General features: G+C 44.4%; 18 protein-coding genes. 2 read left to right on the top strand and 16 right to left on the bottom strand.

Going from position 1 to position 23,616, the window contains the following annotated elements; all coding sequences use genetic code 11:
- Positions 1 to 58: 58 nt before the first annotated feature.
- Positions 59 to 496, top strand: a complete 438-nt coding sequence (locus tag ACHUFI_RS10030; protein WP_394248716.1) for a universal stress protein — start codon at positions 59 to 61, stop codon at positions 494 to 496.
- Between the two features lie 73 nt (positions 497 to 569).
- Here the strand turns inward: ACHUFI_RS10030 and ACHUFI_RS10025 are convergent, their stop codons facing one another.
- The 3 genes from ACHUFI_RS10025 to rapA all read right to left on the bottom strand — a co-directional run bounded on the left by ACHUFI_RS10025 (position 570) and on the right by rapA (position 5,280).
- Entirely contained in the window at positions 570 to 1,532 is a 963-nt protein-coding gene (locus ACHUFI_RS10025; RefSeq protein WP_394248714.1) for a D-2-hydroxyacid dehydrogenase, read from the bottom strand.
- Between the two features lie 39 nt (positions 1,533 to 1,571).
- Positions 1,572 to 2,306 carry a bifunctional tRNA pseudouridine(32) synthase/23S rRNA pseudouridine(746) synthase RluA gene (rluA, locus tag ACHUFI_RS10020; protein ID WP_394248712.1) on the bottom strand — a complete coding sequence of 245 codons (735 nt, stop codon included), beginning with the start codon at positions 2,304 to 2,306 and terminating at the stop codon, positions 1,572 to 1,574.
- A 64-nt stretch (positions 2,307 to 2,370) separates the two neighbouring features.
- Entirely contained in the window at positions 2,371 to 5,280 is a 2,910-nt protein-coding gene (rapA, locus tag ACHUFI_RS10015; protein ID WP_394248710.1) for an RNA polymerase-associated protein RapA, read from the bottom strand.
- Positions 5,281 to 5,731: 451 nt separating this feature from the next.
- On the opposite strand from rapA, the gene ACHUFI_RS10010 reads away from it, so the two are divergent.
- On the top strand, positions 5,732 to 7,108 hold the full coding sequence (locus ACHUFI_RS10010; protein ID WP_394248708.1) for a PhoH family protein: 1,377 nt from the start codon (positions 5,732 to 5,734) through the stop codon (positions 7,106 to 7,108).
- Between the two features lie 71 nt (positions 7,109 to 7,179).
- Here the strand turns inward: ACHUFI_RS10010 and tldD are convergent, their stop codons facing one another.
- The 13 genes from tldD to ACHUFI_RS09945 form a co-directional block, all read right to left on the bottom strand.
- The gene (tldD, locus tag ACHUFI_RS10005; RefSeq protein WP_394248706.1) at positions 7,180 to 8,625 is read right to left on the bottom strand and encodes a metalloprotease TldD; all 1,446 of its coding nucleotides are present in this window, start codon (positions 8,623 to 8,625) and stop codon (positions 7,180 to 7,182) included.
- Between the two features lie 2 nt (positions 8,626 to 8,627).
- Positions 8,628 to 9,458, bottom strand: coding sequence for a carbon-nitrogen hydrolase family protein (locus ACHUFI_RS10000; protein WP_394248704.1), 831 nt, complete (start codon positions 9,456 to 9,458; stop codon positions 8,628 to 8,630).
- A gap of 20 nt (positions 9,459 to 9,478) precedes the next feature.
- On the bottom strand, positions 9,479 to 13,354 hold the full coding sequence (locus ACHUFI_RS09995) for a YhdP family protein (protein ID WP_394248702.1): 3,876 nt from the start codon (positions 13,352 to 13,354) through the stop codon (positions 9,479 to 9,481).
- Positions 13,355 to 13,364: 10 nt separating this feature from the next.
- The gene (gene rng / locus ACHUFI_RS09990; protein WP_394248700.1) at positions 13,365 to 14,834 is read right to left on the bottom strand and encodes a ribonuclease G; all 1,470 of its coding nucleotides are present in this window, start codon (positions 14,832 to 14,834) and stop codon (positions 13,365 to 13,367) included.
- A gap of 20 nt (positions 14,835 to 14,854) precedes the next feature.
- Entirely contained in the window at positions 14,855 to 15,424 is a 570-nt protein-coding gene (locus ACHUFI_RS09985; RefSeq protein WP_394248698.1) for a Maf family protein, read from the bottom strand.
- A 4-nt stretch (positions 15,425 to 15,428) separates the two neighbouring features.
- Positions 15,429 to 15,917, bottom strand: a complete 489-nt coding sequence (gene mreD, locus ACHUFI_RS09980) for a rod shape-determining protein MreD (protein WP_137358445.1) — start codon at positions 15,915 to 15,917, stop codon at positions 15,429 to 15,431.
- The gene (gene mreC, locus ACHUFI_RS09975) at positions 15,907 to 16,794 is read right to left on the bottom strand and encodes a rod shape-determining protein MreC (RefSeq protein ID WP_394248695.1); all 888 of its coding nucleotides are present in this window, start codon (positions 16,792 to 16,794) and stop codon (positions 15,907 to 15,909) included. Before mreC ends, mreD begins: the two co-directional genes overlap by 11 nt.
- A 66-nt stretch (positions 16,795 to 16,860) precedes the next feature.
- A complete protein-coding gene (locus tag ACHUFI_RS09970; protein WP_004740843.1) occupies positions 16,861 to 17,904 on the bottom strand; it encodes a rod shape-determining protein in 1,044 nt (347 codons plus the stop codon).
- Positions 17,905 to 18,054: 150 nt separating this feature from the next.
- The gene (locus ACHUFI_RS09965; protein ID WP_394248693.1) at positions 18,055 to 21,399 is read right to left on the bottom strand and encodes a DUF6701 domain-containing protein; all 3,345 of its coding nucleotides are present in this window, start codon (positions 21,397 to 21,399) and stop codon (positions 18,055 to 18,057) included.
- A gap of 2 nt (positions 21,400 to 21,401) precedes the next feature.
- Entirely contained in the window at positions 21,402 to 21,830 is a 429-nt protein-coding gene (locus ACHUFI_RS09960; RefSeq protein WP_394248691.1) for an MSHA biogenesis protein MshP, read from the bottom strand.
- Positions 21,820 to 22,539: a PilW family protein gene (locus ACHUFI_RS09955; protein ID WP_394248689.1), complete on the bottom strand. Its 720-nt coding sequence runs from the start codon at positions 22,537 to 22,539 to the stop codon at positions 21,820 to 21,822. Before ACHUFI_RS09955 ends, ACHUFI_RS09960 begins: the two co-directional genes overlap by 11 nt.
- Positions 22,539 to 23,105, bottom strand: a complete 567-nt coding sequence (locus ACHUFI_RS09950) for a type IV pilus modification PilV family protein (protein WP_394248687.1) — start codon at positions 23,103 to 23,105, stop codon at positions 22,539 to 22,541. The genes ACHUFI_RS09955 and ACHUFI_RS09950 overlap by 1 nt, the downstream gene beginning before the upstream one ends.
- Positions 23,105 to 23,581, bottom strand: coding sequence for a type II secretion system protein (locus ACHUFI_RS09945; protein WP_394248685.1), 477 nt, complete (start codon positions 23,579 to 23,581; stop codon positions 23,105 to 23,107). Before ACHUFI_RS09945 ends, ACHUFI_RS09950 begins: the two co-directional genes overlap by 1 nt.
- Positions 23,582 to 23,616 lie beyond the last annotated feature (35 nt).

Genomic DNA, 23,616 nt, shown 5'->3' with positions numbered 1-23,616 from the left:
AAAGGATAATGGTAGCACCTAGACTCTAACTAGGTGCTCATTAATAAGAGAGCAAAACATGTATAAACAAATCCTTGTTCCAGTCGATTTAAATGACAAAGGCTTTTCCGATAAAGCCGTTGAGCTTGCAGTTTGGCATGCTAAACATAGTAATGCTGAAATTCACCTTCTTAATGTACTTCCAGGCATACATATGTCGATGGTCGCATCTTACTTCCCGAAAGATGCCGCTAATCAAATGAAGATTGACGTAAAAAATCAACTCAAAGAGTTTGCCGATCAGCATATCGATGACGAAGTTATCTACAAGGTTCATGTTGCCGAAGGTAAAGCATACTCTACAATTTTAGAACACGCTGAAAAGCTAGGTGCCGATCTTATTATCATGCCGAGCCACAAACGTTCTAAGATCGATAAGGTCGTGTTAGGTTCAGTTGCGAGCAAAGTCGTACAGAATTCACCAATCAATGTGCTGGTTGTTAAACCGCAAGGTTAAACCATATCAGACACATTGAATGGAACACAAAAAAGGGTGACATTGCGTCACCCTTTTTATTTGTTTTTATGTATCACACTACGCGGTTTTGAGAACGGCCTTCGACAAACACACTAATATTATCAATCAATATGTCTGCTAGCTTTTGAATGGAAGAGTCACTGCCCCAAGCGACATGAGGGGTAAGCAACAGATTAGGCATCGCCATATTAGCGACTAACACATTACTCTCATCCGCAGGCTCTTGAGTGAACACATCCACTCCTGCGCCAGCGATCTTATTTTCTTTTAAAGCCGCAACCAGCGCTTGCTCATCGACTAAACCGCCTCGTCCAGCATTAACCAACACAGAGGAAGACTTCATCATATTTAGCTCTCGCTCACCAATAAGATTATGCGTGTCGTCTGTTAACGGGCAGTGTAACGTAATCGCGTCGGCTAACTGTAAAACCAATTCAAACGGTAGGTAACCTTCGCGGCAGTCTTGAACACCTTTACGCTCCGCAAACATCACATTCATACCGAGAGATTTGGCTAAGTTTGCAGTCGCTTGCCCTAAGCCACCACTGCCAATAATACCTAATGTGCTACCTGCTACATCCTGAATTGGATGAGTAAAGAAACAGAACTGTTTATGCCGCTGCCACTCACCCGTAGCAATATCCTGATGATAACCCACAATATTTCTTTTAAGCGCAAACAGCATCGCTACCACATGTTCAGGAACAGATTGAGTGGCGTACCCTTGAACATTCGTTACTGCAATATTGTTATTCGCGCAATAACTCAAATCGACGTTATTCACTCCCGTCGCAGAGACAGCAACCAAACGGAGCTTCTTCGCATTCGATAATTGCTCACCATTCAGCACCACTTTATTGGTGACCACAATATCAGCATCAGCGATTCGCTCATTCACTTGCTCAGCTCGAGTGAAATCGTATTCCACCCACACATGCTCAAAATCTGGAGCCTTCAGGGTAATTTGAGTCGGTATCGTCGCCCTATCTAAAAAGACCACGGTTAATGCTGACATTCAACTTCCTTGTAAATTACTAGACGTAGTAGAACCAGTTTACGCTTTCAGAGTTTTGTAATCTGGTAGCTCCGGCGCAATTTCAAAATGAAGCGTCACTTGTGCTGTGGCTTCTGGGTAAAAATCACAGGGCACAAAAGCGGTAAATAGCTGATTATCTTTAGGGTGATAAAAACTCAATTCACACGCGTGTAACTCTAGGCGTTCTGAAAAAGCCAACGCTTCAGGTGTCGCATAAAACTCGTCACCCACAATCGGATGCCCAAGCTCCATCGCATGGACTCGCAACTGATGTGAACGTCCTGTAATGGGTAGCAAACGCAACAAGGTTGTGTGCTCCTCGTGTTGAGCGACTTGATAACGAGTTTGCGAAGGCTTACCGTCTTCAAAACAGACCTTTTGCCTTGGGCGATTTGGCCAGTCACAAATCAGAGGCAAATCAATCACTCCCTCTTCATTCTCGACTTTACCCCATACTCGCGCATAGTAGATCTTATGCGTTAAGCGGTATTGAAACTGCTTTTTAAGATGACGTTCCGCTTCTTTATGCTTAGCCAGCAACATTAAGCCAGATGTCGACATATCTAAGCGATGAACCACCTGAATCTCGGGAAACTCAGCCACTAAGCGGCTCCACATACTGTCATAATGTTCTGGTAAACGACCGGGCACAGACAGCAGGCCAGAGGGTTTATTCACAACTAAGATATCGTCATCTTGATAAACAATATCAATCCAAGGTTCAGTAGGAGGAGTGTACTCCAGCATTGCCATTTTCTTGCCCTTATAAAAAAGCCCGAGGCGTAGCTCGAGCTTTAAATTACGTTAATACTTTCAATTAATTATGGGAAACCACGATCAATCGTAGTGAATCGAGTTGAACTTGCGCTTTCGCAATGTAACCCGTGAGCTGCTCAATTTGAGACTCGATCGCTTCAAGTTCTTCATCACGGATATTTGGATTGACCGCTTTCAGTGCTTGCAGACGCTCTAGCTCACCATTTAGGTTCGCTTGCATGTCTTTCTGCGCTTGCTCACGTACCGCTTCGACTTTAGGCAATACTTGTGCTTCACCAGCTTCGATCAACTTATGCACGTCTGCTTGTACTGAATTCACAAGCTTGCTTGCCAAGTGACGGTTCACCGGGCTTAACTGACGGTTAAAGCTTTCAAATTCAACTTGAGCGGATAAATCATTACCGCGTGCATCCATCATCAAGCGAATCGGTGTCTGCGGTAAGAATTGGCTTATACCGCTACGTTTAGGAGCTTGCGCATCCACTAGGTAAACCAACTCAAGCAAAATAGTGCCCACTGGCAGAGCTTTATTCTTTAATAACGAAACCGCCGACGCGCCAACACCTTCACTTAGCAATAAATCAATGCCACCCTGGATCATTGGGTGCTCCCAGCTAATGAAGTTCATGTCTTCACGAGAAAGCGCCGTTTCACGATCAAAGGTGATTGTTGCCCCTTCGTAAGGTAAACCTGGGTAGCTTGGTACCATCATGTGCTCAGATGGAGTCACCACAAGTGCGTTTTCACCTTTATCGTCTTGGTTCAAGCCAATAGTATCGAATAAGCTAAGCGCGAAGGTAACTAAATTAGTATCACCATCGGTTGCCGCGATTTTCTCAGCAATTTCTGCGGCTTTTTCGCCACCATTTGAGTGCATTTCTAATAGTCGGTCACGACCTTTCTCAAGGTCTGCTTTCAACGCTTGGTTCAACTTAGCGGATTCTTCAATCACTTCATCTAACTGTTCAGTATTGCCAGATGCCAGCATCTCAATGAGGTCGGCCGAATACTTGTCGTAAACTGTGCGACCTGTTGGGCAGGTTTCAGCAAAGGCATTTAAGCCTTCATCAAACCAACGAGCCAATATCGCTTGAGAAGTGCCCTTTAAATACGGAACATGTACATCGATATCGCGCTTTTGGCCAATACGGTCCAAACGGCCAATACGCTGTTCAAGCAAGTCTGGGTTAAATGGTAAATCGAACATCACCAATTGGTTCGCAAACTGGAAGTTACGACCTTCAGAACCGATCTCACTACAGATAAGGACCTGAGCACCTCCCTCTTCCTGAGCAAAGTACGCAGCGGCTTTATCACGCTCTAAGATAGACATGCCTTCATGGAAGACAGTGGCACGTACGCCTTCACGCTCACGTAACGCCTGCTCTAGCTGCAGCGCAGTACTTGCACGCGATGCAATCACAAGAATTTTCTCACTGCGTTTTTCTTGAATTTTTTCTAGCAACCAGTTCACACGTGAATCAAACTGCCACCAGCTCGAATCTTCGCCTTCAAACTCTTGGAAGATTTCTTCAGGATAAAGCATCTTCATTGCACGCGCTTCAGGAGCCATCTTACCACCGATCATGCCAGATACGCGCATAGAGGTGGTGTATTGGCTTGGGATATCCATTGGCAGAAGGTGTACGTTACGCTTCGGGAATCCTTTGATCGCAGCTCGAGTGTTTCTAAATAGAACGCGGCCCGTACCATGGCGATCCATCAGGTTATCAATCAATTCCTGACGAGCTGACGCTTTATCTTCTTCAGAGCTATCCCCTTCAATAATACGGAATAACGGTTCGACATCTTGCTCAGACAGCAGCTCAGTGATCTGATTTTTTGCTTCATTTTCTAGTTTGATACCAGAGAATAGCGCCGTCACAGCATCCGCTACTGGAGCATACTGCTCTTCTTCCGCCACAAAAGCTTCGTAGTCATAGAATCGGTCTGGATCCAGTAGACGCAGACGAGCAAAGTGGCTTTCACGGCCCAGCTGCTCTGGGGTCGCTGTTAGTAGCAATACGCCCGGTGTATTTTCTGCAAGGCCTTCTACCACTTGATATTGACGGCTTGGTTTATCTTGGCTCCACTCAAGGTGGTGCGCTTCATCGACAACCAATAAATCCCATTCGCCTTCTAACGCTTGTTCAAAGCGCTTACGGCTCTTACGTAGGAAGTCTAACGAACATAATACGTATTGCTGAGTATCAAACGGATTGTCCGACTCGGCGAACGCTTCGATGCAACGCTCTTCATCGAAAATAGAAAAGTGCAGGTTGAAACGGCGCATCATTTCCACTAGCCACTGGTGCTGAAGCGTCTCAGGAACCACGATAAGAATACGCTCTGCACGACCTGCCAACACTTGTTGGTGAATGATCATGCCCGCTTCAATGGTTTTACCTAGACCAACTTCATCGGCTAATAGAACACGAGGCGCATGACGACGGCCAACTTCGTGGGCGATATAAAGTTGATGAGGGATCAAGCCAGCACGCATGCCGCATAAGCCACGCATTGGGCTTTTATGTTGCTCGTACTGATTGCTAAGCGCACGGTAACGGAGAACAAAGTTATCCATGCGATCGATTTGACCTGCGTAAAGCTTGTCTTGAGGCTTATTGAAACGAATTTGGTTACTCAAAAAGATCTCTCTTAGAGCCACTTCCGTTTCTTCAGTATCTTCGCGAGTACCTAAATAAGTAAACAAACCTTGGTCTTCAATGACTTGTTCAACTTTTAGTGACCAGCCTTCTTGCGCTTCGATGACATCGCCAACATTAAATGTTACTCGGGTGACGGGAGCATCACTTCGTGCGTATACACGGTTCTCTTCTGAAGCTGCAAACATTAGTGTCACAGTTCGAGCATCCATTGCTACAACGGTACCTAAACCTAAATCACTCTCCGTATCGCTTATCCAGCGTTGCCCCAAAGCAAATGTCATGAATCGACTACCTCATTTTCTTATATGTAATAGAGTCTTTTTTCTCAGCAGAACATCTTTATATTAGTCAAAAGAGCTCACTTTGCCGCCACTTTACAATGCGGCTCACGATAATAAAGCTTGTGAGTAAATGGCGCAGAAAAAGGTCGCTAATCTTACTTGAAGCTGTGATTTAGGTCACGCTTAAAGGGGCGTTTTCAGTGCTTTTTTTTCCAATTTCGATATTGAAATCAAACTGTCAAAAATCCATGACTAATCTACTAAAAACAGATTGCTATACTCATACTAACGATGTGCATTTTTTAATATGAAAAATACACATCTGGTATCAATTAGGTTTGCGAGTATGTAGCTGAGTAACTTACCTAAATACCAAACAGCGTAGTGACTCCGCGACCTCTGCTGGCAATATATCAATGCTAGGCAAGCCGTACTGCGGCAAGGAGATGCTATGGGCGATACCGATCGGAAACTGTTTGTTTTGGATACCAATATCCTACTTCATGAACCTTTCGCCATTTACTCATTTCAAGAGCATGATGTTGTTATCCCGATGACCGTGCTTGAAGAACTAGACCGAATTAAAGACAGCAAGCGAGATGTAGCGCGCGATGCCAGAGTCGCGATTCGAGCATTAGAAGACCTCTTCCATGACGCCACCCCTGACAAAATCTCAGAGGGTATCCCATTTTCTAAAGACATTGATGCCTCTGGCACCATCGCCATTCTTGCGGACTACGAACTGCAAGAAACGGTCAAAGCATTCGCCGATAAGGCAGGCGATAACCGTATCCTCAACGCCGTTATTCATTTACAAAACAAACGCGCCCCACGCGAAGTCATTCTGATCACAAAAGACATCAACATGCGTCTCAGAGCAAAAGGCGCAGGGGTACGCTTCGTTGAAGATTATCAATCTGACCAACTGATTGATGACGTGCAATACCTCACCAAAGGCTTCCAGACTCGTGCCGGAGAATTTTGGCAAGACGTGGAACAAGTTGAAAGCAAAGTGCTTGCCGGGAAAACCTTTCACACGATTGATAGAGAGCCTTTTGAGCCTACTTTCATCAACCAATATGTCATTGACGAAGACAGTGACTTTGCAGGGCGAGTCGAAGAAATCACTCCCGACACAGTGACGATTAGAGATTTAAGTCGAGAGCGAATGATGCACCGCCGAGCATGGGACATCACGCCGAAAAATATCTACCAAGGCATGGCTATGGATGCGTTGCTCGATCCTGATATCGACTTGGTGATCCTGACAGGCGCGGCGGGTAGCGGTAAAACTCTACTAGCGATGGCTGCTGCTCTTGAGCAAACCATCGAACGTAGTATGTTCGATAAGATCATTGTGACGCGTAATACGCCAGACATTGGTGAATCCATTGGCTTCTTGCCCGGCACAGAAGAGGAAAAAATGCTGCCTTGGTTGGCTGCTGTGACCGATACTCTGGAGGCCTTGCACAAAAACGATCATTGCACAGAAGGCTCTCTCAAATACATCTGTGACAAAGCCAATATTCAGTTCAAGTCCATCAACTTCATGCGTGGTCGTTCCATTCAAAACGCATTTGTGCTGTTAGACGAGTGTCAGAACTTAACCGCATCGCAAATCAAAACCATCATTACTCGATGTGGTGAAGGGACCAAGATTGTCTGCTCAGGTAACCTTGCCCAGATCGACTCACCATATCTGACTCCAGTAACTTCAGGTTTAACCTATATGGTTGAACGGTTTAAAAATTTCGAGGGCAGCGCAAATATCCACCTCAATGGTGTGGTTCGTAGTCGGTTGGCCGAGTTCGCCGAAGAAAACATGTAACTTTTTAGAGCCAGAAATCAAAAAAGCGCTTCCAATAGGAAGCGCTTTTTATTATCAATTTACAGCCAGAGTTACTCTGTACCACCAACCGTTAATGAGTCGAGCTTAAGTGTTGGCTGACCAACACCGACCGGGACACTTTGCCCCGCTTTACCACAAACGCCTACACCGCGATCAATGCTTAAATCATTACCAACCATTGATACTTGTTGCATCGCCTCAATACCAGAGCCGATCAATGTTGCACCTTTAACTGGGTGTGTGATCTTGCCGTTTTCAATCATGTACGCTTCAGAAGCGGAGAATACGAATTTACCAGATGTGATATCTACCTGACCACCACCAAAGTTAGGTGCGTAAATACCTTTTTCAACGGTAGCGATGATCTCTTCTGGAGTGTGCTCTCCAGGAAGCATGTACGTATTGGTCATGCGTGGCATCGGTAAGTGTGCGTATGACTCACGGCGACCATTACCCGTTGGAGCAACACCCATCAAACGAGCATTAAGCTTATCTTGCATGTAGCCTTTTAACACACCATTTTCAATCAAGGTATTGTATTGGCCATTCACGCCTTCATCGTCCACGTTCAAAGAACCGCGAAGGTCTTTCAATGTACCGTCATCCACAATCGTACATAGGCTCGAAGTCACTTGCTCGCCGACTTTACCAGAGAATACTGAAGATTCTTTACGGTTAAAGTCACCTTCTAAGCCATGACCGACAGCCTCATGTAATAAGACACCAGGCCAACCTGAGCCCAGTACAACCGGCATCGCGCCTGCTGGCGCAGCTACGGCTTCTAGGTTCACCAACGCTTGGCGAATCGCTTCATCGGCAAATTGATACGCGACTTGAGTGCCTTCACTATCACTTAGGAAGAAGTCATAACCGAATCGGCCACCACCACCTGCACTGCCTCGCTCACGGCGATCGCCTTTTTGTGCCAAGACACTGATAGATAAACGAACTAATGGGCGAATATCACCCGCGTACGTTCCATCAGTTGCCGCAACGAGCATTTGTTCGTGCACACCACTGAGGCTTACTGACACTTCTTGAATCATAGGTTCTTTCGTACGGATGTACGCATCCAATGACTTTAGTAGTTCAGTTTTCTGCTGTTTTTCCCAACTTGCTAATGGGTTAACCGCATCGTAATACGTTTGATTTTGATTACGCTTAAAGGCTTGAACCTGCGCATTCTTGCCTTGCTGCGCAATGCCTCGGGCAGCAATTGCGCTTTGCTTCAAACCTTCTAGCTGAATTTGGTCTGAGTAAGCAAAGCCTGTTTTTTCACCCGTAACCGCACGAACACCGACACCACAATCGATATTGAATGACCCATCTTTAATGATGCTGTCTTCAAGCACTAAAGATTCATGCCAGCTCGACTGAAAGTAAATATCAGCGTAATCAATTTGACGCGTAGCAATACTCGCTAAAGTATCAGCAATGTCTTGCTCAGTTAACCCTGTAGGTTTTAGTAATGCATCTTCAATCTGATTAATGCTCATATTTAGCTCTTATTATTAATTTGAAAGTGATTATTGAAGCGAGTGTGTCGCTCAATTGGCATATTGCGCCTAACTTGTTCATTCACAGTCAGATCAATATCAACCACCATACTACTGGCCGTTTGATCCAATTGTTTAACGATTCTTCCCCACGGATCGATCACCATGGAATGTCCCCAGGTCTCACGCCCACAAGGGTGGGTGCCACCTTGACCGACCGCCACAACCCAAGATTGGGTTTCAATGGCCCGGCAACGTAGCAAGGTTTCCCAATGAGCTTCTCCTGTCACCGCCGTAAACGCCGCAGGAACAAGCATAACTTGCGCGCCTTCTCTCACTAACTGAGAGTATAGGTGCGGAAAGCGCACATCATAACAAATACTCAAGCCTAGGTGAGCAAAAGGCGTTTCAGCCGTCACGACCCTATTGCCAGGGGTAAAAGTATCTGACTCTCTATAATGTTGATGGCCGTCCGCAACATCGACATCAAACATATGAAGTTTGTCGTAATGAGCCACGAGTGAACCAAAATCATCAAAGATCAACGTAGTGGTCGTGACCCCGCTCTTCGTTTGAATCGGCATACTCCCGATAACCAACCAAATACGGTGACGTTTAGCAATGCTCGCGAGCTTCTGCTGAATGACTCCATCACCCAATGGTTCTGCATATTGGTGATAGTCACTACGAGAGCCAAACACAATGGCATTCTCGGGCGTCACGATCCATTGTGCACCTTGAGATACCAAGCTTTCGGTTTGCGCCTCTATCCAGTTAATATTCTCAAACGGATCAGGCCCTGAGGTCATTTGAATAACGCCAACACATCCCATGTGTTTTCCTTCCCTATCGATTACTGGGCTTTTTTTCTTAATTTTTCAGGCAGTTTAAACTCACCACGACTACGAGAGAGCTCTTTTACTGTCGGTGAGTCCAACGGTCCTTTGACTTCATAATTCACTTGAGTGAAAACTTCGACCACAGGTGAAATCACCGTTGTGATTGCCAGCACGTATAAAGCAGTTTGAGGCGTAACGGCAAACGCAGTCAACACAGGAATACCAGAGGTAACATCTGGCGTGAAGTTCACTTCCGCATCGACCAAACGAGTGTTCAAATCCGCCATACCGCTGATTTTCATCTCTCCAGCCACCGCGTCCATGTAGATGTCATTAGTCACAAACACCCCATTCGCCATTTGCCCGCTGCCAGTTATCGAGTTGAACGCCATTCCTTTATCGAACACATCGCTAAAATCAAGCTGCATTTTTCGAATGATAGAATCTAAGCTAAAGAGACCAAGTAAGCGAGCAGCTCCACTGACATCCGAAATCACCCCTTTGCCAAATTTTACTTTCGCATTGCCATCGAGAGTTTGAGTATCAACTCCCCATGGCGAACCATTCCAAGTTGCCAGCGCATCCATTTCAAATGGGGCCTTTTGAATGCCCGAAGTGATGCCAAATCGTTCCATCAAGTCACTGTTGTTTTCGCCTTTCACATCGACTTTCAGCTGTGATTGACTCAAGTCACCATCCAGCTTCCACCAGCCACTCATGTCTAGCTCATTTTCACCACTTCTGACTTGGATCTTTTTCCATTCTAAGCGTTCACCTTGACGTTGGAGATCGACGTTAACTCTCCCGACCTTATAACCCTGCAGCCAAAAGTCATCAATCAATAGAGTGACATTAGGCATCACCTCATGAATATGACGATCAAAGTCAGACACTAGCGGAGCCGTCAGATCTTTAGGCTTAATCAATGATTCAGGTTCTTTCTGCTTACTCCATTCTGGTACAAATATGTGTAGTCGCTCTAAGGAAACAGTCAGGTCATAAGGTTCGATATAGTTGATATCCCCTTCTACCTCTTGGCTGGACACTTCCATCTGCCAAGCGAGTCCTTTTTTACGGGCACTAAAATCGACGTCATTCCATTGGATTCCACCGAGAGTTACTTCTTTACTTTGCAGCGTCACTCGGCTCGGCATTGGAATGTCTGGCGTATTCATTTGGCTTAAAACGGCTTTCGATTCCTTTTCAGGTGCCGTAAAAAAACTCGACCAGTCATCAACATTGAATTTATCGGTACGGACCAATGCATGATGACCTGCTACTGGGCTGATTTTAAACCCACCTCGACCTAACACTAGGTTCGTGGCCGTTAAGACCGGCTTTTCTCCCGTAATATCAATTTCGGTTTGATACTTAGTGTTTGGTAGCTGAACGCGCGCTGTTATCGATTCTTGGTTCCCCGACGCTTGCAGCCTAGCAGAACCACTTTCCGATGAAGCTTTAGCCAGCGGATATGGATACTTACTTGCAATAAACTTAAGATCAGAGTTGAGGTCTAACTGATAAGTAAACCCAACATCATTCAGCTGTATATCAATACCAGCTTGCCACGGTGCATGGCCAGATACTGGAGATAACCAGCGCTCACCGATATAGGGAACAAGCGGCTCGACATCCCAATCGCCAAGCACGTCGATATTTACCGCGTACCCCGGACCATCGTTTTCGCCTTTGAAGTCTACTGAAATAGACTGTTTAAGTAACTCAGCGGCTAACCCATTAGCGGTTACGACATCATTATCAAACGAAATTCGACCCGAAACATTTTCGAGTGTCATTGGAGGCGCCTCAATTTCTACATGATTTTCAGCAAGATCAGCATAACCCCACGCTCTAGGTTCTAGGTCAGCATTAAATGGGATATTCAACTGGAATTCAGAATTGACTTCTCCGCTGACTTGCAACGCCGTTAAAGCGGCACCAACAGAATCAACCAAAGGGGTTGAAGTCATGTAATCACGAACCGCATTACCCGAAGCAACTGCGCTGGCTTCTATCTCAATGTGACCGTTTTCTGCCAAATCGGGGATACGACCAGTAATTCTCTTTGCAGTGACATCCATTAATTGAGCTGAGCGAGAATCTAAATGCATCGCTTCATTTTCAAATAACAGATCAAGTTGTAAATCGGTAATTGGTGGCCAAGCTGTATCAAAGCTAAACTTCGCCCCTTCCAAACCAACCCATACTTGGAATATTCCTTCATTATTCTTGTATGGGAACTGGGCTAATTCGCCATGCCATAAAAGCTTAACTGTCTCCGCGCGCCCAGCCTGAATGGCGGTCGATAGATAATCCGTAAGGTCTTGACCAAGTGCTAATGTCGGCAGATAACGCCAAGTTTCACCAGCGTTATACGCATCGGCTTCTCCATAAAAAGAAAGAAAGGCATTACCTTTTTTCGGAAAATCGAGGCGAAACGCACCCAACACTTGCAAATCAGGAGTGGCGGCGGTGACTTTGTCTGACCATAGGCGCCAACCGTTCTCATCACTTTGCCAAACAATATCGACTAAGCCTTGCTTAATATTCAGAGGCGCTTGAAACACTTCTCCATAAGGAAAAACATCATCAATGACTGATATTCTTGCTTTCGCTTCAGAAATCGAACCAAATAACGAACCGGAGACATGATGGAAACCAGGTAGTAGGTCCCATTGATTCATAGAGGCTTGAGAGATCTTGGCTGAGTATCTTAAGCTTTCAATATCATCGCCCATTGAAACCCTAATATCTTCCACCAGCCCGCCAGGGTTCAATGTCGACAGCATTTCACCAGAATCCGTCGATTCAGGTAATAGCTTTATCAAAGGTGTAATCGTAGCAATATCTATTTGAGAGACATTCAGCTGCCAAAAATCGGTTTGCCAATCAAAAGCCACATCCAACTCTGGCCACTGCGTATCATCCGTCCGCAGATTCAGTGAGTGGCCATTCACTTGCCAGCCTTTCTCGGTAGGTTTTAGCTTGAATACCCCTGATTCGACAATAAGGTCGTGCTCAGACCCTTCTATCCAGCTCAGCTCTGAAGGCAGAATCTCAACGTATGCATCGACAGGCTTGCTGTTGGTTAATGTTATCCAACTGTTTAGACTAACATTGCCAGTCGTGATGCCTGATTCTGCTTGCATGTACCTCGTCAACCAAGGCTTCACTGAAACCTGCTCAGCGCTGACATAAAATTCACCAGACACATCCGCCAACGAACCATTGTCGATGAAGTTAGCACTTACTGACAAAGAGTTGATGTTCGTGTCAGCAATACTTAACACCCCTTCAGCAAGGTGGTGTTTGCCTGAGTTTCGCCACTTAAGGTTTTCGATGTCTAATTGGCGTTCTTCACCAGAAATAGAGGTATATAAAACCGTAGAATCTTTTAAGGTGAAATCAATCAGGATCCTCAGTAGCAAGTTATCCAGTTCAGGAACAATATTAGAGGAGCCACCTTTAGAGTTGCTCTTGTTCTCGCTACTCGGGTTTGCTCCCAAAATATCGAGAGAGCGAACATCCAGATGCAATTGATTTAGAGTGAGATCAGTGACGACAGGTCGCAACTTAAAAATCGATTGAATCAGATCGAATTCAACCTCAAGTTGGTCTACGGAAAAGTGAACATTTTGTGTACTTGGGAAATTGGCTTTAACGCCTTGTAAAGCTATAGAAGGGTGAGTGTTGCGCCAGAAACCACTCACTTCATTGATCGTAAATTCGAAACCTGAGCGTTGGTTAACCCAAGTTTCGATTTCAGATTTATAGTTATTTAAATTGGGTAACGCTACGCGTAACGTAGTCACGGCGACAGCCAGTACAACTAAGGCTGACACCAATAACCACAAACACCCTCGCCATAAGCGAACAACACTCGAACTCACAAAACATCCATTACATCATAACAACGTCAAACTGTTCCTGAATATAAAGAGGCTCAGCTTGGATTTTCACTTGTTTACCAATGAACACTTCAAGCTCGGCTAGCGCGTGAGACTCATCACCTTCTAATGTTTCAGCAACCGCAGGCGACGCATAAACAACAAATTTATCAGCATCATAAGCACGGTTTACACGGGTTATCTCACGAAGGATTTCATAACACACCGTTTCCACCGTCTTAACGCTTCCTCGACCTTCACACGTAGGACAGCTTGAACATAAAATATGTTCGATGCTCTCACGAGTACGTTTTCGAGTCATCTCTACTAAGCCTAGCTGAGTAAAGCCATTAATATTGGTCTTCACTCGATCTTTATCTAATGCAGCTTCTAGGGAAGTAAGTACACGCTTACGGTGCTCTTCCGAAATCATATCGATGAAATCAATGATAATGATGCCACCTAAATTTCGTAGGCGTAGCTGGCGAGCGATAGCCTGAGTGGCTTCCACATTGGTATTGAAGATCGTTTCTTCAAGATTGCGGCGACCGACAAACGCTCCGGTATTAATATCAACCGTGGTCATGGCTTCAGTTTGATCGATAATCAAGTAACCGCCAGACTTCAACTCGACTTTACGGTCTAGTGAACGTTGAATTTCGTTCTCTGTATCGTACATATCGAAGATGGGTTTATCCCCTTCGTAGAGCTCTAACTTATTCGTTAGCTCTGGCACGTATTCAGACGTGAATTCCTTTAGATTTTCAAACTCTAGACGAGAGTCTACTTGGATTTTACTCAGCTCTGTGCCAACAAAATCACGAAGAATGCGCTGAGCAAGCCCTAACTCCCCATAAAGACGAGTGCGCGGTTTGTGTTTCGCTCGGCGCTCTAACACTTTCAGCCATAAACGTTTAAGAAATGCGGCATCCTGAGAGAGCTCATGTTCGTCTGCTCCTTCAGCAGCAGTACGAATAATAAACCCGCCGTGCTCATCACAATAATGTGATACGACTTTCTTTAAACGATCACGCTCTGATTCGCTTTCGATACGCTGAGATACGCCCACATGACTTGCGCCGGGCATGAAAACTAAGTAACGCGAAGGCAGGGTAATATCAGTCGTTAGGCGGGCTCCTTTTGTGCCAAGAGGATCTTTTACCACTTGAACCACAATGTCCTGACCTTGACGAACTAGTTCAGAGATATCGCGAACTTGGAATTGCTTTTTTTCATTCTCTGCCACGCATTCTGTATGCGGGACAATGTCAGACGCGTGCAGAAAAGCCGCTTTTTCTAGACCAATATCCACAAATGCAGCCTGCATACCTGGCAGTACTCGACTGACTTTTCCTTTGTAAATATTTCCAACTAAACCACGACGAGCATCTCGCTCAATATGAATTTCCTGAAGGACTCCCCCTTCAATCATGGCCACACGAGTTTCACTCGGGGTCACGTTCAACAGCAACTCAGCACTCATGGTGCACCTCAAAAATTAATTTATAAAAATTCGTGCAAGAGCTGGTCAGTTTCAAATAAAGGCAAACCTACTACAGAGTGAAAACTACCTTCGATTCGGGTGACGAAACGTCCCCCTAACCCTTGAATGCCATAACTACCAGCCTTGTCGCATGGTTCCCCTGATAACCAATATTTTTCTATTTCTTTTTCACTTAGGGGCTTAAACCATACATCTGTAGTTACCACTACAGTTTGCTGATCTGAGTGTGAAACGACAGAGACGGCAGTCATGACTTGATGACGGTTATCAGAAAGCTGATTCAGCATTCTCTGACAATCAGCAAAGTCTCTGGGTTTCTCTAAAACTTGTCCATCAATGACAACAACGGTATCTGACCCTAGAACAACAGCACCTTCACCTGCCAGTTCTAAGCCTGCAGACGCTTTATCTAACGCTAACCTTTGGACGTACTCTTCTGCAGACTCTTCCGCTTGTTTTATTTCTTCTACATCTGTCTTAATCACAGAAAAGTCGTAACCAAGTTGGCTTAATAGCTCCTTACGGCGAGGAGAGCCAGATGCCAATATCAGTGTTGTGTCTGAAATCATTGCGCTACCTAACATGCCAATGTCGACGCACCCGTCTCATTAGCAAAAACATCCATGGCCAAAGTATACAGTTTATCAATGCGCTCCATAACGATAATGGGTTGAATACAACGTCTTGGATCAAATATTCACCAAAGAATATTAAGACCTCAAATAATATCGTTAGTGCCGCAATGATCATGGCTTGTTGCCACAACGCCATATTTCGAATCACCAAGAAATTCAAAGCGATAATATAGATCACTATCGACATCATCATTCCACGGATACCAAGCGTGGAACCGATCAACAAATCCCAAAGCAATCCAAGAATGAGTGCAGAACCAACATTGACACGGTGTGGTAACGCTAGTACCCAATAGCAAGTAACGAGCAATAACCAAGAGGGTCTCAACAAGTCTAGACTGCCTGGCCACGGAATGGTTTGTAAGATCAAAGCAATCAAGAAAGAACACCCAATGGCGAGCTTACTTCTTAACACACTATTCGCCATTAGCACCCTCAACTAACACTTGTTTTACACTGGCTTCATCCGCTTGTTTCTGACGATCTTCATTTGGCCAGATGAGCAGTAGATAACGCAGTCGATCAAACTCCACAACCGGGGTTGCTTTGATCGCTGCAAATTCTCGTTGAGGATCGTAGTTGACCGATTCAACATACGCGACTGGATAACCTTCCGGATAAACGCCGCCTAAGCCAGAAGTCACTAGCAAGTCTTCTTCTTGGATATCCGTACTGGTTGGAATGTGCTCAAGTTGGATTTCATCCACTTTAGCGTTTCCAGAAGCGATTACTCGAATATCGTTGCGGATCACTTGCACTGGGATGGCATTATTTGCGTCTGTCAGCAACAGAACTCGGCTATTATGTGCCGCCACAAACGTGACTTGCCCGACGATCCCTTTTTCATTGATAACTGGCTGACCTTCATAAACGCCATCAATCTTCCCTTTATCAATCACGACTTGGTGACGATATGGAGAGGTATCAACTGCCATCACTTCCGTCACTACTTTCTTCTCATCGCGGATAAACGGAGAGCCAAGTAGTTTACGTAATCGCTGGTTTTCTTCTCGATATTGATCCAACAAAATCATGTCGCTTTTTAGGCGAAGAACTTCTCGCTTGAGAGTGTAGTTTGAATCGATCAAACCTTTCCGGGTATTAAAACGATCGTATACCCCATCAAACATACTACGAGGGAGGTTAGCGGCGTATTGGATAGGCGCAACCATACTGTTCAGCAAGTAACGCACACTAGAGAAAGCATCTAAACGACTATCAGCCAGCATAAGGCTGGCTGATAATGTTACTGCAAAAAATAGGCGCAATTGTAGAGAAGGGCCTCTACCAAAAATTGGCTTCATTCTATATTTGGTCCTAGAAGCTAGGTCCTAGGCCCTAGATCGTATCTAGAACCTAACACTGGATTATTATTCTTCGCTAAATAGATCGCCACCGTGCATGTCGATCATTTCAAGAGCTTTACCGCCACCCAAAGCAACACATGTTAGTGGCTCTTCAGCGACAACAACAGGGATACCCGTTTCTTCAGTTAGTAGGCGATCAAGATCTTTCAGAAGTGCACCGCCACCCGTTAGTACCATACCATTTTCTGAAATATCAGAAGCCAGTTCAGGTGGACATTGCTCTAACGCAACCATGACTGCAGATACGATACCCGAAAGCGGCTCTTGCAGCGCTTCAAGGATTTCGTTGGAGTTTAGGCTAAAGCTACGAGGTACACCTTCTGCAAGGTTACGACCACGCACTTCAATCTCTTCTACTTCATCACCAGGGTAAGCAGAACCGATTTCGTGTTTGATCTTCTCAGCCGTTGCCTCGCCAATCAAGCTGCCGTAGTTACGACGCACATAGTTAATGATAGCTTCATCAAAACGGTCGCCACCGATACGTACTGAAGATGAGTAAACCACACCATTTAGTGAGATAACCGCCACTTCCGTTGTACCACCACCGATATCAACAACCATTGAACCTGTTGGTTCTGATACACGTAGGCCGGCACCGATTGCCGCAGCCATTGGTTCATCAATCAAATAAACTTCACGAGCGCCCGCACCTAATGCCGACTCACGAATTGCACGACGTTCAACTTGAGTAGACCCACAAGGTACACACACAAGAACGCGTGGGCTTGGTTTTAAAACACTGTTGTCATGCACTTGTTTAATGAAGTGCTGAAGCATTTTTTCAGTTACATAGAAATCCGCGATTACGCCGTCTTTCATTGGGCGAATAGCTGAAATATTACCAGGTGTACGACCTAGCATTTGTTTAGCAGCATGACCGACAGCAGCTACGCTTTTAGCGGAACCTACACGATCTTGACGAATAGCGACAACAGAAGGCTCATCAAGAACGATGCCTTGGCCTTTAACATAAATAAGGGTATTGGCAGTACCTAAATCAATCGATAGGTCGTTTGAAAACATGCCACGAAGTTTTTTAAACATATTCTTCGCTCATCCTGCAAGAATTAGAAGACAAAAATTGCACTAAATGTACCAATGCCTTGCTGTAACGGCAAGGCATTGAAGTATAAACATGGACTGAAACCCGCATTTTCTTACAGATTCCTAACTTAAGACTCGTTATTTAAATTATCACTGACCGGTAAGGCGGCTTTCGCCTCGATAAATCACACGATCATTACCTCGATAAATACCGAAGGTTGCCACCGATGAAGGGTCTTCTTCCGCTGCGACAGTTGAGTCCCAGTTATAGCGAAGCCACGGGGTATCATCCATATCTTGCCACAGCTGAATCTGCTCTCTTAGCTCAACATCGTCACCTTGAGAAGCTGTAATGTTTCGGGATTCTCCACTGGTCACATCACCACCACCACCTAATGTTACGGTGGTCGTATCGCTATCCGGAGACCAAAGAATTTCTCGATTACTCATTTCCGCGTCTACAGACGTCGAGCTATCATCATCGTTCGTCATGAAACGACTGCCATTCCAATATTCAGCTCTCAATGGAACCGTCAATGTCGCTCCTGCATTGCCACCTACATCATCAAGGTCAACACGACCAAAACGAATATCCGGCTGGCCATCAAGTTTTTGTCCACCCGTAACAAACTCTACTGGGTCAGTATTTCCTGTTGCTAACACAATTGATATATCGGTTGGAGTGGTTAACGCATTATCACTGTCGCTGCCATTTAAGTTAAACGGTCCATCTTCATAACCAGTCGCAACATCATTTTTTGTAAAACACAAACTCGTTGAGTCTTCACAAATACTTAGGCTACTCGGCGTATGGCTAAACGTACCAATGCTTCCGATATCATCACTCCACACTCCCTCACCAAAGCTTGGGGATACAAAGCGAGTAGTATAGGAACCGAGTTCGGACAAATTAAATTCTGCTCTTAAATCACTAGAATAGTTAGCATGAGCATAATTGAAAATAGCTTCTTCATTGTCATCAAGAGCTTGAACTTCAAACTCTACTGTTTCAAAGTTCTGCCCCATATAAATAAAGCTTTGGCTGCTTGGGTATGCCCATGTTTGGGAAAAGACTGAGAAATACTTAGGGTAAAATCGGCCAACTGAACGGGTTCCACTGTCAATATCCATGGTTAGATATTGATTATCTGACGCAGCGATGACAGACAGACTTCCCGCCTCATTAATAGCTAGTCCAGAATAAGGAAGGTATTGGTTAGAACTAGATCCAGCGCCTTCTGTATTGGCTTTGGATAAAGACCCGGACAGCTCTAATTGAGTGCCTCCAGTCGGTGTGAATGCTCCGTTCGATAAGGTCACCGAAGCTGCAGTCGCTCCACTTAGGAAAAAGTTTTGAGTAATATCGGCATCACATAAGCTTAAGCCACCGTTGAGCGTATTAACCGGAGAAGAACCATCCCAATCGGACTGCCATACGACCGGTTTGAGGCGTAATTCGAAGTTGTCTCCAACCGCCACATAACCATTCCCACTTAGTGAGGTGCCTGAAATGTTAGCGTCGGTTTCCTCGCAAATCGCGAATGTCCATGGCCTCGAATAAACCGAAAACTCACCTGTTACTTCGGCACTGCCTCCATCAGGGCAATTCTGATATCCTGAGCAGTTAAATGAATCTGAAATTGTCACTTCAAATTCCCCCGACTCATCCAGACTTAAATCTGCACTCGATTCACCGGAACTAAAAGTAGGGGCATACGAAAAATTGCCATCTAAGCCGTCACTAGGTTCAATGATGTTGCTCTCTGTATTAGGAGATCCGCTATAATTTGTAGCAATAACTTCTGAACCATCACTTTCTGTACAAGCCAATATTCTAGCCTCTACAGATTTAGGCTGACCTGCGATGATAAACTGAGGATCTACATCAAACATGTATGGAACATACTTAAATAGGCTACTTGATTCCTCTGTGTCATGATCCTTTAATGACGCTTGAATCGTGTAATCAGTGTCCAATTCCACACTAGAGATTGAGGAGGTTGAAATCTGAAGTTGCAGTTCACCGCTAGTCGTTGTTGTAAATTGACTGCCGCTTCCACTACCAATCCCTCCAAACACAGAAGCACTCAGAAATGAACTGTCTCCAATAGCGGATTTAAACAATTCAATGTTAATGTCTACACTTTCATTAACTAAGTCTTCACCATTGTTTTGCACTTTCAATTCGAAAGTTGGTTTATCACTGCCACATGTTAAAGATAAACTTTTAGCCGGAGTCATTGAAACGGTGTAAGAGTCACCAGTATCAATACATTGGTGTTCAGAACGCGAGTGAATAACATTAGAGTAGCCACTTAAATTCACATTAAAGGCACTCACTCCGCCATAGAAGTTATTGTTATTACCGGATATATCAAAGCCTCCACGATCATCGGCAAGCGAATCAATATAGAGATAAGCATAAACTTCAACACCATCTACTCCGCTATCAATATGAAAGAAAGAATCTTTTTCATGACCGATTAGCAGTAAATCCTCACTAACCTTAGATGTTGTGTTAATTTCAATAGGGTTTGAAGTGGTACTTTCTTCAATGAATATCTTCTTAAAATGAACAATAGATGCGGCTCCAATCTCTAGCTTTGCCCCTTCACCTTCAAATTTAAGTTCATTAAACCAATACTCCCCACCAGCTAAAGTCAGAGTCTGATTTTCGTCAATAGAGACATCTTTATATGTACCCGCGAGCAAAGGTTCACAGTCATCAGAATCACACTCAATATCTTCAGCATCATCAGTCGAATAAGACGTCAGAACCGGGGGGAAATCTTCATAAAACTTATTGCTATCCACATTACACGCTTGAAGACCTGAGCTAGGATAATCACAGCCCTCAGGACCACCTTGATACGCTAAAAATGAAAAAGTCGTAGAATCATCCGCTGGAATAATTTTACTCTGCGTGCCATTGGTGATCGCGAGTTGACCTCGCAAAGCTGGACCAGATGCATAAGCATTGGTCTGAACCGTTTCAGGAACATAAGCACATATATCAGGAGTGACGGAAGGAGGAGTAATGACAGGAGGGTTAACGGAGTCTTCACAATCGATATTGGTGATATCGTCGTCATCAACATCCGGGCTCAAGTTACCGTTATGTAAAGATTTGACTTTCGTTTCTATTAAGCTCCATGGATTACTATCTCCCGCCAATCGACGATAATAATTTAAAGTATCAGTACTCGCACCATTAGTAATGATGATTTCATAATCTTCATCATCTATTAGGTTTTGCTCGTTGAAGACATAATCACTGTCGCTTTTTTCAGCCTGTGTATACCACAAAACATGCCCATGGCTTCCTTGCTTTAAATAAAACTCTTGATAATCCTCATCATCGCCTTCAACTTCAAAGTAAATCGTAAAGTCAGAATTACCATGTACACTACAACTCTGGGCTTTTTTCGCGAAAGTATAATTAGAAAACGATACTAACAACCAAAAGAGTAGAAATCCCTTCAAACCTGATAGCATAGTTACTCCCTCACCCATACTTCTTGAACACGTTGCACTTGATTAATACCACTACCACACTCTACCGTCGCCTCAATACGAAAAGAACGAGTATCGTCTAATACTGGAAGCTCTTCACATGTCAATTCAGCATTTTGGCATTGAGCTAAATTGAAATCTAAAGACGCCCCATCAACAGTATCCGCGCACGCATCCTCATCATACCCAGCCACTAGTGGGTATACTTGGGTCAGAGCCCATTCATTTGCCGAGTGTGCCGCAAGCCAAGCTTGTGTTCCCAAAAATTCGCGCGTTTGAGCATCGCTGTTTGACCACTCTACTCGCGTTAAGCTCATGCTTAACATCCCCATCACCACTAAGACAAATATAGCAACAATATATAAGCTGCCTCTTTGACGGGTTCTTTTACGCGGGCAAAAGTTATGGGACATTTAGCACCTGCACTTCTTGCTGATAGTTTGTTGTTTCTGATGATTGAGAAAACTCGATATTAATGAGAACCGTCCCACCTCGTTGAGCATTCGCCGATAAGTAATCAAAACTTCCCGAATTAATACTGTCGGCTACCTGAACCGTATCCCTAAACAAGGACATAGAGTCACCATTAGATATCAAGCAATAAGCGACTTGCTCAGAAAAAAGATACTGTCGATTAGCCACAGACTCACTTGATATACTAGAAGATGCATTAGAAACCGTGTAGATACCAGCAGATACGGTCGTATTTAACGATGTAACATCAATCGCACTTGCAAAATCTTCAATTTTTGTGGGGTTAATTATTAGCTTATGCCCACCATTTATGACTTCATTCGAATCCGCATTATTACTTCCTACTATGAAGTCGATATTCGCTCCAGAAATAGCATAAAAGCCCGAGTATTCTATGGGATAAAATGAGAGGCAGCTGACCGCACCTGATAGATTGCTATCATCAAAACTATTAGGAACAGCGTGTCTAATTTCGCGAGATATTTTCTCTAGTGCAAACTTAGCTTGAGTCTGCAGTCTTTGACGGTCAATGGAGTCGGCATACCCTTTTGTTCCAAATTCGACGAAGCTAGAAATTCCTAAAACAATAATTCCACTGATCACCATAGTGACCACCATTTCAATCAGAGTAAATCCACTCACTTTCATCAGTAATTTCCCCTGTACGCTGTCAAGGTAAACGGGGGCTGATTACTAGCAGAAATCGTCATCTCGATTCGCTTAAAAGAGTATTCATCAACCGGTGCTGTTGAGTGATAATTAGTGTCGTACTCCACGGCTATATCAACGCGAAAGTTGCGATAAGTTCCTTCTGAATCGTAAATCAAGTCACTCAAATCATTACATCCGTTCGTCCCGCCAGTTTCCCAACAGCCAATGTAATCATCTACATCATTAAACTGACCGACCGGCTCATCTGAGCCGAGAGTATTAGTGGCTCCTGATATGCCGGAACAATACTGTTGAGTAGTTCCAGAATCCCCCTCACCACAACGCACTCCGGTTCCAGTAAAGTCACCATTATGGTCAAAACCACGAGATAAAACCTGGCTCATCAAACTCTGACCTAATGAAATCATGCGCGCTTGATAATGAGGATCACCAGATCGGGCTATTTGGGGCGCAATAAAACTTGTAATGGTAATCATTGCGACACCAATAATTACCATTACTACAACACTTTCAATGAGGGTAAAGGCTTTTATGTTTTTCATCAGCACCCCGATACGTAGCCTTGAGAGTTAATACAAACCTGTGTTTGTTGGCCTTCAGATGTAATGGTGATATCAACCCCAGCGCTTGCGCTGTTAATAGGGTTGCCAAGTAAGTCAAAATCGACAGTGGTTAAAGAGGAGGGTTGAGTGGTAAAGCTTACGCTTGAGGCTCTTAAAACGTCACTTCTACTCTCATCATTAGAAGTAGCTTCGTCACACGCTTCCGTAGAACCAAGGCAATCATTGGATATGGTCAGTTGGAAATTGTCGTTTAAAGATGCTGAATCTACATTCGACTGCATTCGATTCACTTGGACTTGCCTAATAATCGAAATCGCCTGCTCTTGAACAGCAAAAGAAGAGAAGCTGGATGTTCCGATATAACGACTAGAAGCATAAACAGCTACGATGCCTATTAATGTCATGACAACAACTAACTCAATCAACGTAAAACCTAATGTCAGATATTTTTTCACAGGCGGGCCAAATTAAATCTTTAATAAGTATCTAA

The organism is Vibrio profundi, assembly GCF_043642225.1.
Classification (GTDB): Bacteria; Pseudomonadota; Gammaproteobacteria; order Enterobacterales; family Vibrionaceae; genus Vibrio; species Vibrio profundi_A.
Note: the sequence above shows the minus strand (reverse complement) of the source record. Positions and strands in the feature narration are given on the sequence as shown.

What these genes read in the sequence shown, in the direction of transcription:
- ACHUFI_RS10030 (WP_394248716.1), top strand. Translation starts at nt 59, where the DNA reads ATGTATAAACAAATCCTTGTTCCAGTCGATTTAAATGACAAAGGCTTT.
- ACHUFI_RS10025 (WP_394248714.1), bottom strand. Translation starts at nt 1,532, where the DNA reads ATGTCAGCATTAACCGTGGTCTTTTTAGATAGGGCGACGATACCGACT.
- rluA (WP_394248712.1), bottom strand. Translation starts at nt 2,306, where the DNA reads ATGGCAATGCTGGAGTACACTCCTCCTACTGAACCTTGGATTGATATT.
- rapA (WP_394248710.1), bottom strand. Translation starts at nt 5,280, where the DNA reads ATGACATTTGCTTTGGGGCAACGCTGGATAAGCGATACGGAGAGTGAT.
- ACHUFI_RS10010 (WP_394248708.1), top strand. Translation starts at nt 5,732, where the DNA reads ATGGGCGATACCGATCGGAAACTGTTTGTTTTGGATACCAATATCCTA.
- tldD (WP_394248706.1), bottom strand. Translation starts at nt 8,625, where the DNA reads ATGAGCATTAATCAGATTGAAGATGCATTACTAAAACCTACAGGGTTA.
- ACHUFI_RS10000 (WP_394248704.1), bottom strand. Translation starts at nt 9,458, where the DNA reads ATGGGATGTGTTGGCGTTATTCAAATGACCTCAGGGCCTGATCCGTTT.
- rng (WP_394248700.1), bottom strand. Translation starts at nt 14,834, where the DNA reads ATGAGTGCTGAGTTGCTGTTGAACGTGACCCCGAGTGAAACTCGTGTG.
- ACHUFI_RS09985 (WP_394248698.1), bottom strand. Translation starts at nt 15,424, where the DNA reads ATGATTTCAGACACAACACTGATATTGGCATCTGGCTCTCCTCGCCGT.
- mreD (WP_137358445.1), bottom strand. Translation starts at nt 15,917, where the DNA reads ATGGCGAATAGTGTGTTAAGAAGTAAGCTCGCCATTGGGTGTTCTTTC.
- mreC (WP_394248695.1), bottom strand. Translation starts at nt 16,794, where the DNA reads ATGAAGCCAATTTTTGGTAGAGGCCCTTCTCTACAATTGCGCCTATTT.
- ACHUFI_RS09970 (WP_004740843.1), bottom strand. Translation starts at nt 17,904, where the DNA reads ATGTTTAAAAAACTTCGTGGCATGTTTTCAAACGACCTATCGATTGAT.
- ACHUFI_RS09965 (WP_394248693.1), bottom strand. Translation starts at nt 21,399, where the DNA reads ATGCTATCAGGTTTGAAGGGATTTCTACTCTTTTGGTTGTTAGTATCG.
- ACHUFI_RS09960 (WP_394248691.1), bottom strand. Translation starts at nt 21,830, where the DNA reads ATGTCCCATAACTTTTGCCCGCGTAAAAGAACCCGTCAAAGAGGCAGC.
- ACHUFI_RS09955 (WP_394248689.1), bottom strand. Translation starts at nt 22,539, where the DNA reads ATGAAAGTGAGTGGATTTACTCTGATTGAAATGGTGGTCACTATGGTG.
- ACHUFI_RS09950 (WP_394248687.1), bottom strand. Translation starts at nt 23,105, where the DNA reads ATGAAAAACATAAAAGCCTTTACCCTCATTGAAAGTGTTGTAGTAATG.